The organism is Candidatus Edwardsbacteria bacterium RifOxyA12_full_54_48, from assembly GCA_001777915.1.
Lineage (GTDB): Bacteria > Edwardsbacteria > AC1 > AC1 > EtOH8 > UBA2226.
On record MFFN01000004.1, the window covers coordinates 402,727 to 416,495 of the forward strand.

Below are 13,769 nucleotides of genomic sequence, written 5' to 3' on the forward strand. Positions count from 1 at the left end.
AACAGGCCTTTATTGCCGAAACATGCATTTCTGCTATAATTACCGGCAGCCATATTGCACTTTCTATGATATTATTTCGTGTTGTTTAGTGTGTTTCGTGCCTGCGCGTTGAAGTGCGGATTTTACGCCGAGGAAAGAGGTGGCACGCAAGCGTGGGCAAAATATCTTTGCCTGAACCACAGGGCCACGTTCACCAGCCCGATCAACACCGGCACCTCCACCAGGGGACCGATCACCGCGGCGAAGGCCGCCCCGGAGTCGATCCCGAACACCGCCACCGCCACCGCGATGGCCAGCTCGAAGTTGTTGCTGGCGGCGGTGAATGACAGGGTGGCGGTCTTGGCGTAGCCGGCTCCGGCCCTTTTGCCCATCCAGAAGCTGACCAGGAACATCACCACGAAATAGATCAGCAGGGGAATGGCGATCCGCACTACGTCCAGCGGGATCTTGACGATATATTCGCCCTTGAGGCTGAACATCACCACGATGGTGAACAGCAGGGCGATCAGGGTGAGGGGGCTGATCTTGGGGATAAACTTGGCGTGATACCAATCCCTGCTTTTCAGCCTGATCAGCGTGAAGCGGGTGATGATGCCGGCCAGAAATGGTATGCCCAGATAGATGAAGACGCTTTTGGCGATCTGCCCGATGGTGATGTTGACCGCGCTGCCCTGCAGGCCGAACAGCGGCGGCAGCTTGGTGATGAAGATCCAGGCGTAGACCGAGAAGAACAGCACCTGGAATACGCTGTTGAAGGCCACCAGCCCGGCGGCGTATTCGGTGTCGCCCCCGGCCAGGTCGTTCCATACTAGCACCATGGCGATGCAGCGGGCCAGCCCGATCATGATCAGCCCCACCATGTATTCGGGGTAGGCCGGCAGGAAGATTATGGCCAGAAAGAACATCAGTATCGGGCCCACCACCCAGTTCTGCAGCAGAGACAGCCCCAGCACCTTCCAGTTCTTGAAGACGTCGCCCAGCTCCTCGTATTTGACCTTGGCCAGAGGCGGGTACATCATCAGTATCAGCCCGATGGCGATGGGAATGTTGGTGGTGCCCACGCTGAATTTTTTATTGAATGAGTGGACGGCATCCGGCGACAGCCAGCCCAGAAATACCCCCACAGCCATGGCGGCGAAGATCCAGACGGTCAGGTAGCGGTCGATGAAACCAAGCCTTCGCAAGACCGATGCGTTCATATGCTGTCCCTTTTTAGTTTTATCAATGTTCGGTTGAACAGACCGAAAGGGCCACAATATGCGTCCGGTCCTTTTTAACCGTGGCATCGGCATCCAGGGTTTTGAGCGCCGGCAGCAGCTTTTTGGCCCCCGCTTCGGAACTGAGCCGATAGTGCACCCACTTGCCCTGGCGGCGGTCCTCGATCAGTCCGGCTTCCTTGAGGATCGACAGGTGCCGGGAGATCCGCGACTGCCCCATCTTGAGGGCCTCCATCAACTGACAGACGCACAGCTCGCCGTTCTCCAGCAGTTTGACGATCCGCAGGCGGGTGGGGTCCCCCAGGGCCTTGAAGGTTTTTACGGTCTGTCTCATATCTTCCTTAATTTCCCCTCTCCGCAACGGGGAGGGTAAGGGGAGGGGTTATCATATCAATATATCTTGATATGAATATATAACAAAGAACCCGTTTTGTCAATACATTTGTATAAATTTGTATTGAAGCCGGGCAGATTAAGTGATATATTTAAACATAACTTCCGTATCCGTGCTAACCGCAAGAAAGAGGGTAAAATATATGCCCCAGATCGTCCTGCTGCGCCACGGCGAGAGCGCCTGGAACAAGGAGAACCGTTTCACCGGCTGGACCGACGTCGACCTTTCCCCCCAGGGCATCGCTGAGGCCCAGGCCGCCGGGCAGATCCTCAGAAAAGAGGGATATTCTTTCGACCTGGCCTACACCTCGGTGCTCAAGCGGGCCGTCCGCACCCTGTGGATCGCGCTGGACGAGCTGGACCTGATGTGGATCCCGGTGGTCAATTCCTGGCGTCTCAACGAGCGCCACTACGGCGCCCTGCAGGGCCTCAACAAGGCCGAGACCGCGGCCAAGTACGGCCAGGAACAGGTCAAGATCTGGCGCCGCAGCTATGATGTCCCGCCGCCGCCGCTGGAGATGACCGACCGGCGTTATCCGGGGAAGGATCCCCGCTACGCCGGCCTGGCCCAGAACGAACTGCCGCTGAGCGAATGCCTCAAGGATACCGTCGAGCGCTTTCTGCCCTGCTGGCACGGCACCATCGTGCCGGCGGTCCGGGCGGGGAGGAGGTTGATCATCGCGGCCCATGGCAACAGCCTGCGGGCCCTGGTCAAATATCTGGACAACGTTTCCGAAAACGACATAGTCGAACTGAACATTCCCACCGGCATTCCGCTGGTCTACCACCTGGACGAAAGCCTGAAGCCGGTCAAGAGCTTCTATCTGGGAGACCCCGAGGCGGTGAAAAAGGCCATGGAATCTGTCCGGAACCAGGGCCGGGCCAAATGAAGGCCGGAACTATTCTCCGGCAGATGAACCTTGAATTCAAATATTATAGGCGGTAAAAATGAAGTTTTCCAAGTGGTACCTGTGGCTGACCCTGCTGCTGGCCGCCGCCTCGTTCTCCTTCTACCTGGCCCAAGTGATGATATTTCACAGGACACAGGACACCTTCTTCTACATGCTGCAGGACCTGGCCTTCGTGCCCATCCAGGTATTGCTGGTGACGCTTATCTTGAACGACCTGATGGCCCGCCGGGAGAAAAAGGCCCTGCTCAATAAGATGAACATGGTGATCGGAGCCTTCTTCGGCGAGACGGGCGCCGAGCTGATGGCCCATCTGTCGAAGTTCGACCGGAATGCCGCCGGGTTGAGATCGCTGCTGAAGATCGAGGCCGGCTGGAACGAAAATCATTTCAAGCAGGCCCGGCAGAAACTTCTGGCGCAGGACCATATGATCGACCACCGTTCGGGCGATCTGGAGCTCTTGAACGAGTTCCTGTCGGCCCAGCGGTCTTTTTTGCTGAGCCTGCTGGAGAACCAGAACCTGCTGGAGCACCAGAGTTTCACCGACCTGCTGTGGGCGGTGTCGCACCTGACCGAGGAGCTCAAGCTGAGAAGTAATTTGGCGGAACTGCCGGAAAGCGATCTGGCCCACCTGGCGGGCGACATCAAGCGGGCCTACGTCCTGCTGCTGGCCGAATGGCTGGAATACGCCAGACACCTGAGGACCGCCTATCCTTACATATACTCCCTGGTGATCCGCTCCAATCCGCTGGACCCGCAAGCCTCGGTGATAGTGAAATAAACCAGAACCCCTGAATAAGATCTGCATGATCCGCGAAGATCCGCGTCCAATTGAATCTTGAACAATTATGCGAACAACCCTGCTTTCCTGGAACGTCAACGGCCTGCGGGCCGTCTTCAAAAAGGGCTTTGCCCCATGGGTGGCAAGGGCCCGGCCCGATATTCTCTGCCTGCAGGAGACCAAGGCCAGGCCGGAGCAGGTGGTGAAAGAGCTGGAGAATATCCCGGGATATGACATTCACTTTGCCTCGGCCCAAAAACCCGGCTACAGCGGGGTGGCCCTGTTCTCCAAAGAAAAGCCGCTGTCCGTCAAGCAGACCTTCGGGGTGGCCAGATTCGACGACGAGGGACGGGTCCTGCAGGCCGATTTCGGAAAATTCATCCTGTTCAACATTTATTTTCCCAATGGGAAAGCATCCCCGGAAAGACTTAAATACAAGATGGATTTCTACCAAGCCTTTTTGATCGAGATGAAAAAATTGCTGAAGAAGGACAAGAAGATAATCATCTGCGGGGACGTCAACACCGCGCACAAGGAGATAGACCTGGCCAGGCCCAGGGAGAACTCCAGGGTCTCCGGCTTCCTGCCCCAGGAGCGGGAATGGATCGACCGATTTTTGAAGCTGGGGTTCATCGACACCCTGCGAAGGTTCGATCCCTCGCCCGGCCGCTACACCTGGTGGGATGTGATCTCCCGGGCGCGGGACAGGAACGTCGGCTGGAGGATCGATTATTTTTACGCCAGTGAGAATTTAAAGAAGAATATCAAGAAGGCCTATATCCTGCCCGAGGTGATGGGCTCGGACCACTGCCCCATCGGCCTGGAAATGGAGATATGAAAAACATTTACAAAGCCCTGCTGGCGGAACAGCAAGCGGACGGCACCATCCCCCACCACCCCTACCACAAATGGCGGGGGGCCAACTGGGTGCTGCTGCAGCTGGCCGAACTGGGCTATCCGCCGGGGGGACGGGAATTGATCCCCCTGAGAAACCAGGTCTATGAGTGGCTGTTGTCGGAACGTCACCTGAAAAGCGTCAAAACAATAGCGGATAAACCCCGGCGCTGCGGCTCCCAGGAGGGCAACGCCATCTTCTCCACCCTGACCCTGGGAATATCGGATCAGCGGGTGGAGCAGCTGATATCCAACCTTGTCAAATGGCAGTGGCCCGATGGCGGATGGAACTGCGACAAAAAACCCTCGGCCCACACCTCGTCCTTCCATGAGACCCTGCCGCCCTTTCGGGCCCTGGCCCTGCATGCCAGGATCACCGCCTGCAAGACCTCCCGCCGGGCCGCGGAAAAGGCCGCCGAGCTTTTCCTGTCCCGGAAACTTTTCCTGCGCAAAAAGGACGACACGGTGATGGATCCCGGATTCACCAGGCTGGCCTACCCGGCTTACTGGCACTACAACATCCTGGCCGGACTAAAGGCCATGGCCGAGGCCGGCCTCATTAATGACCCCCGCTGCCGCCCGGCCCTGGACCTGCTGGAGTCGAAGCGGCTGCCGGACGGCGGCTGGCCGGCCGAGGTCAAGTTTTACCGGTTTTCCGAAGAGACGGCTAACGGGACCACCCCCGTCAACTGGGGCGGAACCAGCAGGATCAAAAGCAATCCCTATGTCACCGCCGATGCCCTTTTTGTGCTGAGATCGGCCGGCCGGGTATGAAACGGTTCTCGATTCACTTTATTAGAGGATAATTTCATGGAAGACCAGGAGAAATCACCGGAACAGCTTATCAACGAGCTGCACGCCCTGCGCATCCGCCTGTCCGAGGCCGAGGTCCAGGACCTGGAGCACGGCCGGACCCGGCAGAAATTGCGGGCCTTGGAGCAGCTGGTGGACACCATGTCCCTGGGGGTGACCATCTCGGACATCGAGGGCCGGATACTATACTCCAACCCGGCCGAGGCCCAGATGCACGGCTACCAGGTCAATGAGCTGATCGGCCGGGAGGTGCGGATATTCGCCCCCAACGGCATCTGGAACCCCATGACCCGGGAGCAGGCCCGCAAGATCAAGCGCCTGAGCCGCGAGGGCCTCAACATCCGCCAGGACGGTTCGGTCTTCCCGGTGCATCTGGTATCGGACGTGGTCAAGAATGCCGCCGGCGAGCCGGTGGCCATCATAACCACCAGCGAGGAGACCACCGGCCGGAAGCAGGCCCAGGCCCTGCAGTCGGCCCTGTACAAGATATCCCAGAAGGCCGCCGCCGCCCCCAGCCTGGAACAGCTGTTCTCCGACCTGCACAGCATCCTGGGCGGCCTGATCTACGCCCGCAACTTCCTGGTGGCCCTGTACGACCAGGACAGCCAGATCCTGGAGTTCCCCTATCATATCGACGAGTTCAGCGCCACCCCGCCCCCCGCCAGGCTGGGCAAGGGGCTGTTCGAGTACGTCATCAAGAGCGGCCAGGTGCTGTTCGCCACCTCCGAGACCCTGGCCGAGAAGATGCGGGCCGGGGAGATGGACGAGATGAACGCCCCCTTCGTCAACTGGCTGGGCATCCCCCTGAAGAAGGGGGACCGGACCGTCGGCATCATGGTCATCAAGAGCTACACCGAGGAGATCTCGTTCAGCGAGGCCGAGAAGGACCTGCTGATCTTCGTGGCCCAGCAGATAGTGGGCGCCCTGGAGCGCCTGAAAAAATAATTCTCCCGCCGATTGCCTGTGTTATAATCAATCGTTTCATTATATCGGATATTTATGGAAAGCCGCATCAAGGACCGGTTCAACCGGGACATCCTGGCCGAGGCCATGGAGCGCTATGCCGTGCCGGAAGGAAAGATCCGGGAACTGGGCGGGTTCGAAAGCTTCATCTATTCGTTCGAACGCGATTCCAGGGGATATATCCTGCGCCTCAGCCACAGCCTGCGCCGCAGCGAAGAGCTGATCCGGGGCGAGGCCGACTGGATCAACTACCTGGCCGGGAACGGGGTGCCGGTGGCCGGGGCGATAATGTCGGAGAACGGCCGACTGGTGGAGCCGATCGATGACGGCCAGGGCAGGCATTTTTTGGCCACCGCCTTTGTGAAAATAGACGGCCGCCCGGTCCATGAGGCCGGCTGGTGCCCCCAGCTTTACCGGGCCTACGGCCGTCTGCTGGGAAGGATGCACGCGTTGACCAAGGACTATCAGCCGAAAGACCCCTTGGCCAAGCGGCCCCAATGGGAGGATTCCGCCAACACCGAATGCGTAAAGCACCTGCCGGAGCCGGAGGCCCTGGTCCGGAAAAGATACCGGGAGATCATGGACCGGGTGTCGGCCCTGCCCCGGGACCGGGACTCCTTCGGGCTGATCCATTATGATGCCCACAGCAGCAATATGTTGGTGGACCAAAACGGAAACCTTTGCCTGTTCGATTTCGACGACAGCCTGTATTCCTGGTTCGTCTGCGACATCGCCATCGTGCTGTTCTACATGACCGCTGGCAAGGAGCCGGACAGCGCGTCGGTCGAAGAATTCCTGACCCACTTTCTGGCCGGCTACGCCCAAGAGAACCAGCTGGACCCCAAGTGGCTGAAGGAGATCCCGCATTTCCTGAAGATCCGGGAGATAGACCTCTACGCCGTGATCCACCGCAGTTTCGACGTCAACAACATCACCAACCCCTGGGTGGCCGGGTTCATGAAGGGCCGGAAAGAGAAGATCGAGCGGGAGGTGCCCTTCCTGGATCTCGATTTTGAGACCCTGGCCGGCCGGCTGACCTAAGATCAACCTCTCCCTGCCTGACGGCATCCCTCCCCTCGAGGGGAGGGAAATAGGGTGGGGTTACGTTACAAAACAAACAACCATTCACCAATACAGAGGCATTATGCTGGATATCAAATTCATCCGGGAGAACATCGAACTGGTAAAGGAGGGCCTGGCCAAGAAGGGCGAGAAGGCCGACCTGGGCCCCTTCCTGGAGCTGGACGCCAAACGCCGGGCCATGGTCCAGGAGGTGGAGGTCTTAAAAGCCCAGCGCAACACGGTCTCCGAGGAGATCGCCAGGCTGAAGAAGGAAAAATCTCCCGAAGCCGATAAGAAGGTTCTGGAGATGCGCCAGGTGGGCGATAAGATAAAGCTTTTGGATGACGAGCTGCGGATGGTTGAAGAGAAGCTGACCGAGACTACCCTGTCCCTGCCCAATCTGCCGGACCCCACCGTCCCGCTGGGCCAAAGCGAGAAGGACAACGTGGTGGAAAAGACGGTGGGCGACGAGAAGAAATTCGGCTTCGCCCCCCAGCCCCACTGGGAGCTGGGCGAGAAGCTGGATATCATAGATTTTGAGCGGGGGGTCAAGATGTCCGGCACCCGCTTCTATCTGCTCAAAGGGGCCGGCGCCCGCCTGCAGAGGGCCCTGATCGCCCTGATGCTGGACGTTCACACCCAAAAGCACGGCTACCGCGAGATCCTTCCGCCCTACATAGTGAACCACCACTGCCTGATCGGCACCGGCCAGCTGCCCAAGTTCGCCGACAACCTGTATCACGACGCCGAGGAGGATTTCTGGCTGATCCCCACCGCCGAGGTGCCGGTAACCAACATGTACCGGGGCGAAATTTTGGACGGAAGCAAGCTTCCTTTATATCACGTGGCCTACACCCCCTGCTTCCGGCGGGAGAAGATGTCGGCCGGCAAGGATGTTAGGGGCATCAAGCGCGGGCACCAGTTCGACAAGGTGGAGCTGGTCAAGTTCTCCCTGCCGGAGCATTCCAATGACGAACTGCAGAAGCTGCTGGCCGACGCCTGCGCCATTCCGGAGATGCTGGGCCTGCGCTACCGCGTGGTCCAGTTGTGCACCGCCGACCTGACCTTCTCCTCGGTTAAGACCTACGACGTGGAGGTGTGGGCCCCGGGCTGCAACGAGTGGCTGGAGGTTTCATCCTGCTCCAACTTCGGGGATTTCCAGGCCCGCCGGGCCAACATCAAGTTCCGCCGGGAACCCAAGGCCAAGCCGGAGTTTGTGCATACCCTGAACGGCTCTGGCCTGGCCCTGCCCAGGACCATGATAGCGGTGATGGAGAATTACCAGAACGCAGACGGGAGCATTACCGTGCCGGAGGTTTTACGGCCGTTCATGGGAATGGATGTGATAAAATAAGCATTGAAATATAAAATCAAAAATACGAGGGAACAAATGAAAAAGAATATCGGTTTCTATTTATCTCTTTTTATTATGGTAATTATTGCCGTTGTCTCCTGCAGCAGCCATTATATTATTCCCGTATCAAAAATGCAGCCCAGGATGCAATATACCGGCTTTTCAGTGGCGCGACCGCCGGATACCGGTTGGATTTTATCGATAAAAGAACAGGGTTATCACAATGCTTTGTTCAGAAAATATCTTGCAAAATACCCGGGAGACATGAGACACACTGCTTATGTCAGCGTTGAATTGCACAAAATGCGGCGACCGGCCGCAAACCTTGAGGAATTTGTAAATATTGACAAAGGAACGCACCGGTTCTCAGATACACTGCGATTTAAATTAGTTAACTTTACCCAAGCCCCGGACACATTACAGGGGCAATGGTGCGTATATTGGACCGAGGAAGTTCTAGACCGCAATCCTGCCATTAACCCAAACCTACCTTTGAAAATACGTAATTATGGTTTTACTTGTTTACACCCGACATTCAAGGAAATGGTGATCCGTGCAATGATTTCCGAAAGGGCCTCTGAAAATGAGTTTGATTCTTCAACTTTTGAAGAAGGCAAAATAATACTTAAAAGCATAGTTATTGAATCCGCGGCCGGCGTGCCTGTTAAATAATTACAAAAGCATTACCGTGCCGGAGATTTTACGATCGTTCATGGGGATGGATGTGATTCAGTGAAGATCTTTATACATTTTACACACATAGTGATGGTCGAAACAATGCCTAAGAAATATTATTAACCATTATTAAATAAAAGCCATAATAATGAAAAAAGAATTGCATGGTTTTTACCAAGCCTTTAGCGAGGCAATATCTAATGGTATGCGCTCCAAGCTAGATTTCATTATATTGGAATATGATAAAAACGTTGAAGTCCATTGTTTGTTTCTTTTATTTATAAAAAGTTATCGCCATTTTAATAGCATCAAAATATTATGTAAAAATAATATATTTCAAGACTCTTTTGTACTTTTACGTTGCCTGTTTGAATCTGTACTTTGCTGCGTATTGTTTGCAAAGAACAATAAACATATTGAACGTTGGGTTAAATATCAACAATTCATTTACTTTAAAGAGTTTCTCAAAGACAAAACATTTATAAAACAGCATCCTGCAGATGAAATAGCTTATATGCAAAAAGAGTATGATGCATTAAAGCCATTATTTACAAACAGAGATAAGAACAGCGGTAAAATCTACGTAGACCGTCAATGGTACCAGGGTGGCTTACGCGCTGCTGCGATAGAGGCCGATTTGCTTGAAAATTATGAGTTTTGTTATAGAATTGGTAGTGATTTTGTTCACAATTCATCAAAAGTTGGTCAATTCTATATTGACTTACGTAAAAAAGAAGAAACAATAAAAATGATAGTTGGCACTAAACCTTCAAAAGGTATTGACCCAATAATAATATTTACTTCTATTCACCTTATGTTGTGTGCCGTTGACGCTGTAAGTAAGAATATTGAAATAATGAATGAATCAACAATAGCTTTTTGGGATAAACGGCTTAGCAAAAAAATGGGATTATACAAAAATGAGTTTCTGCAATAAAAGATCTATCAATAATTGCATTCTTCCTATTGCTCTTAATCTGCTATAGCAAGGACACACCGATAACTAACTGCTTGTATAAAACCACCGTTTCAAGTGACGGCTGCTGATACTTCACAAAAAATACCAACCTGGTTTTGTTTAATTCTACACTTTATGTACAATAGCATCCTCATCCGCCCATACCAGCCCGCCGACCCCATTCCGGAGATCACCGCCCTCCTGCACCGGGCCTACGCCAAGCTGGCCGGGCAGGGCGTCCGCTTTTGGGCCTCCCGCCAGGACGACTCCGTCACCGAGAAGCGGCTAAAAACGGGAACCTCCTTCCTGGCTGTCAAGGACAGTGCCCTGGTGGGCACCATCTCGGTCTACGGCCCGGACAAGAATTCCCCGGCCGAGTTCTACCGCCGGGATGACGTCAACTTTTTCGGGCAGTTCGGGGTGGACCCGGCCCTGCAGGGCACCGGCCTGGGCAAAAGGCTGTATCTGACGGTGGAGGACCATTGCAAAAAGAACCAGGTAAAATTCCTGGCCCTGGACACCTGCGAGAACGCGGCGGACCTGATAGCGATGTACCAGCGCTGGGGCTTTAAGCAGGTGGACCGGGTCAAATGGGAGGTGGTGGACTTCCGCAGCATCATCATGGCCAAGGAATTGACCGCCCCCTCTCTCCCCCTTCCGTGAGGAGGGGGAAGAACGCACCCCTTCCCTTGCGGGGAAGGGGCAGGGGTTAGGTCGGTGCCCCCGCGGAGCAAGTAACCCATGCCGGCCACCGATCCCCGGCAGCATTCTGCCGAGCACATATTGACCTCTGTCTTCGGGCGTCTTTTTAACGGCAAACTGCTGGACACCCGGTTCAAGGGCACCAAGGTCCGCTGTGATTTCAGCGTCCAGAGCGGCCTGCCCCTGGAGCAGATCATCGCTCAGGCCGAGGCCAAGGCCAATGGGATCATCTCTCAGAACCTTGATGTCACCTTTGAACAGATGACCGCCGCCGAGGCCGCCGCCTACTGCTCCCTGCACCGCCTGCCGGAGGGCGCCCAGGATGTCCGGCTGGTGCGCATCGGCCAAGACGTGATCACCCCCTGCAGCGGCCCGCACGTGGGGAACACCTCGGAGATCGGCCGCCTGCGCATCCGCACCTGGAACTGGGCCGAGCCCGGCCTAGTGAGGCTGACCTTCGTGGTGGAGTGAAACATCCGTAAGGGCGGGTTGCTCGTCCGATGGGGCCGTCAACGATGGCGTGGTCGGGCGACCCCTCCCCGGCAGATAACCGTAAGGGCAATTCACGCGTACGACGAAGTTTTAAACGTAGTCGGATGAATTGCCCCAACAGTAAGGGCGGGTTTAAAACCCGCCCCCTATCGAGAGATGATCCTATGACCAAATCCAACTGCCCCCACTGCGGGGCCGCTTTCACCGGGCTGATCTGCGATTTCTGCGGGGCCCTGGTGGGCATGACCGACACCGTGGAGCGGCAGCGCCAGGCCCTGGATGAGCTGCACCGGCTGATCGTCAACAGCCCCTGGGAAAAACAGCTGCTGCTGATCAAGAACGGCTACCTGCCGGACGACGCCAACCTGCTGATGGACGCCGGGCTCAAGTGCATCTCCCTGATCAACGACGCCGAGGTCCGCTCCGGCCGCAGCGATGCCGCCCAGGGAAGGCTGGAGGCGGTGATCACCAAGCTGCAGCTGCGGCCCCGGGACCAGGAGATATCAAAAGCCCTGCAGCTGTTCCGGGAGCGGCTGGACAAAAGCGCCCGGTCCAAGGCCCGGGATACCCGGCTGGGCCTGGGCCTGTTCGCCGTGATCTTCGCCGCCATCATCGTCCTGGTGATGTATTTTTCCCGCCGGTAGGCATGCCATCACACCGGCCACATAACGTTCTACACCGCCATGGTCTCCGGCGGTTATGGATCGGCGGCGGCCGGGGGCGTTTTTATCCCGCCCAGGTGCATCTGGCCACCATGGATGTCCGTTTCCGCCAGGGCCAGTGGGCCGGGGCCGAGGAGGTCTGCCGCCAGGGGATCTCCGCCTGCCGGGAGCTGGGCGACGAATATCACCGGGGGCTCTTTCTCAATCAGCTGGGCAACATCCTCTCCTACCGAGGGGTGCGGCAGGAGGCCCTGGACACCATGAAGGAGGCCCAGCTGGTGCTCTCCAGATGGCCGGACGATATCATCATGATCTCGGTCCTTTACAACATGGGTTATGCCTGCGAACACTTCGGAGACCTGGACGGGGCCCTGGAGAACTACCGGGCCGGCCAGGAGCTGGCCCGCCGGGCAGGCGACCTCCGGTCGGAGAACCGGGCCAACGGCAATATCGGCATCATCTACGCCATGCGGGGGGACTACCGGACGGCCCTGGATTATTTCCACCGCCTGCTGGAATCATCCGCCGGGCTGGACGACCTGGCCGGGGTGGCCTTGGCCCACGGCAACCTGGGCCTGGCATTCCTGTACTCCGGCGATCCGGAGCAGGCCGAGGTCCACCTCCAGCAGAAGCAGGAACTATCCCGCAAGATGGGCGACCGGCTGGGGCTCTGCCAGTCCTTCGGCAGCCTGGGAGACCTGCTGGCGGCCCGGGGCGACTATCCGGGCGCCCTGAAAAGCTATGCCCTGGCCCGTGAACACAGCCTGGCCATGAACAGCCTTAACATGACCGTCACCGCCGACGAGAAGTCGGGCGAGATCCTGGCGCTGATGGGGAACCACCTCGAGGCGGAATCCATCCTTATGGGCGCTGTGGAGCTGGCGGATAAGATGGGGTCGCGCCTCTCCCTGCCCTCTCTCTGGCAGAAGATAGGCGATTGCCGCCTGGCGCTGGGGCGGCCGGGATCGGCCGAAATAGCCTTCCATAATTCCATCGCCATCGGCCGGGAGAAAAGCCAGGAGCCGTTCTATATGGGAGCCCACCGGGGCCTGGCCGCCCTGGAGCTGGGACGGGGAAAGCTTGACTCCGCCCGGGAGCACTGTAAAAGATTTCTGGAGCTGGCCCAAAAATACCAAGATCAGGAATACGTCCTGGACTGCCGGATACTGGAAGCGCGCATCATGGCGGCCGATGCTCCCGGCCCGGCCGTTGAGGAATTGCTGAAAATAATCGACCAGCCCCTGCCGCCGCCCCGCCGGGCCGATGTCCTTTACTGGATATGGAAATTACGCCAAGGACCCCGGGACAGGCTTGACGCCCTGGAGGCCCTCAAACAGGCCTCTTTGCTGGCCCCCACCGCCGAAAACCGGGAGCGGATTGACGAACTGGACGGCCCTGGGCCGTCTTAGATCCCATAATCAATTAACTTTTTAGGGAGAGACCATGTTAAAACATCAAAAATACCTCCTGGCCGCCATCCTGTTCGTCGGCCTGGCCACCCTGGCCGGCTGCATCCCCGGCGACGGGCACAACACCGTTCAGAGGCCGGCCGGTTTCTTCTGGGGCATCTGGCACGGCTGGGTGGCCCCCATCTCGCTGATCATGAGTATCTTCAAGAAGAACATCCGGCTTTATGAGGTCTTCAACAACGGCTGGCTGTACGATTTCGGGTTCTACATCGCGGTTATCAGCGGCTTCGGCGGTCTGTCGCTGTTCCGCCGCAAAAAGACGACCTGCAAATAAACCACGGTTAAAGCCCTTTCTGTCCGGGCAGACCCCACCCACACTCCCTCCCCGCTGCGGGGAGAGCCTGCACTGAGGAAATCAACTTGCGTTACGTTTGAAGTGGGACCGGCCGCGTTCAGCGGGGCTCGAATGGCAAGCAGGGACATGGC

Annotated in this window: 16 protein-coding genes; 14 read left to right on the plus strand and 2 right to left on the minus strand. The window is 56.9% G+C overall.

Features of this window, described 5'->3' with window-relative positions:
- Positions 1-122: 122 nt before the first annotated feature.
- Together A2273_03455 and A2273_03460 are read right to left on the minus strand one after the other, a co-directional pair.
- Positions 123-1,199: an arsenical-resistance protein gene (locus A2273_03455; protein OGF07536.1), complete on the minus strand. Its 1,077-nt coding sequence runs from the start codon at positions 1,197-1,199 to the stop codon at positions 123-125.
- 22 nt (positions 1,200-1,221) lie between these two features.
- On the minus strand, positions 1,222-1,551 hold the full coding sequence (locus A2273_03460; protein OGF07537.1) for a hypothetical protein: 330 nt from the start codon (positions 1,549-1,551) through the stop codon (positions 1,222-1,224).
- 202 nt (positions 1,552-1,753) lie between these two features.
- Here A2273_03460 and gpmA point away from each other — a divergent pair, with 202 nt between their 5' ends.
- From gpmA to A2273_03530, 14 genes are all read left to right on the plus strand, one after another.
- On the plus strand, positions 1,754-2,500 hold the full coding sequence (gene gpmA, locus A2273_03465; GenBank protein ID OGF07538.1) for a phosphoglyceromutase: 747 nt from the start codon (positions 1,754-1,756) through the stop codon (positions 2,498-2,500).
- Between the two features lie 58 nt (positions 2,501-2,558).
- Complete coding sequence (locus A2273_03470) at positions 2,559-3,299, plus strand: hypothetical protein (protein OGF07539.1); 741 nt, start codon at positions 2,559-2,561, stop codon at positions 3,297-3,299.
- A gap of 67 nt (positions 3,300-3,366) precedes the next feature.
- Positions 3,367-4,137 (plus strand): exodeoxyribonuclease III, encoded by a 771-nt coding sequence (locus A2273_03475; GenBank protein ID OGF07540.1) that lies wholly within the window; start codon positions 3,367-3,369, stop codon positions 4,135-4,137.
- On the plus strand, positions 4,134-4,967 hold the full coding sequence (locus A2273_03480) for a hypothetical protein (protein ID OGF07541.1): 834 nt from the start codon (positions 4,134-4,136) through the stop codon (positions 4,965-4,967). Before A2273_03475 ends, A2273_03480 begins: the two co-directional genes overlap by 4 nt.
- Positions 4,968-5,003: 36 nt before the next feature.
- The gene (locus tag A2273_03485; GenBank protein OGF07542.1) at positions 5,004-5,951 is read left to right on the plus strand and encodes a hypothetical protein; all 948 of its coding nucleotides are present in this window, start codon (positions 5,004-5,006) and stop codon (positions 5,949-5,951) included.
- Between the two features lie 54 nt (positions 5,952-6,005).
- On the plus strand, positions 6,006-7,010 hold the full coding sequence (locus A2273_03490; GenBank protein OGF07543.1) for a hypothetical protein: 1,005 nt from the start codon (positions 6,006-6,008) through the stop codon (positions 7,008-7,010).
- A gap of 103 nt (positions 7,011-7,113) precedes the next feature.
- Complete coding sequence (locus A2273_03495) at positions 7,114-8,385, plus strand: serine--tRNA ligase (protein OGF07544.1); 1,272 nt, start codon at positions 7,114-7,116, stop codon at positions 8,383-8,385.
- 36 nt (positions 8,386-8,421) lie between these two features.
- The gene (locus tag A2273_03500) at positions 8,422-9,057 is read left to right on the plus strand and encodes a hypothetical protein (GenBank protein OGF07545.1); all 636 of its coding nucleotides are present in this window, start codon (positions 8,422-8,424) and stop codon (positions 9,055-9,057) included.
- A 151-nt stretch (positions 9,058-9,208) separates the two neighbouring features.
- Entirely contained in the window at positions 9,209-9,997 is a 789-nt protein-coding gene (locus A2273_03505; GenBank protein OGF07546.1) for a hypothetical protein, read from the plus strand.
- A gap of 156 nt (positions 9,998-10,153) precedes the next feature.
- Positions 10,154-10,681: a hypothetical protein gene (locus A2273_03510; protein ID OGF07547.1), complete on the plus strand. Its 528-nt coding sequence runs from the start codon at positions 10,154-10,156 to the stop codon at positions 10,679-10,681.
- Positions 10,682-10,759: 78 nt separating this feature from the next.
- Complete coding sequence (locus A2273_03515; protein OGF07548.1) at positions 10,760-11,191, plus strand: hypothetical protein; 432 nt, start codon at positions 10,760-10,762, stop codon at positions 11,189-11,191.
- 185 nt (positions 11,192-11,376) lie between these two features.
- Positions 11,377-11,856, plus strand: a complete 480-nt coding sequence (locus A2273_03520; protein OGF07549.1) for a hypothetical protein — start codon at positions 11,377-11,379, stop codon at positions 11,854-11,856.
- A 95-nt stretch (positions 11,857-11,951) separates the two neighbouring features.
- A complete protein-coding gene (locus A2273_03525) occupies positions 11,952-13,283 on the plus strand; it encodes a hypothetical protein (GenBank protein OGF07550.1) in 1,332 nt (443 codons plus the stop codon).
- A 34-nt stretch (positions 13,284-13,317) separates the two neighbouring features.
- The gene (locus A2273_03530) at positions 13,318-13,617 is read left to right on the plus strand and encodes a hypothetical protein (GenBank protein OGF07551.1); all 300 of its coding nucleotides are present in this window, start codon (positions 13,318-13,320) and stop codon (positions 13,615-13,617) included.
- Positions 13,618-13,769: the final 152 nt, after the last annotated feature.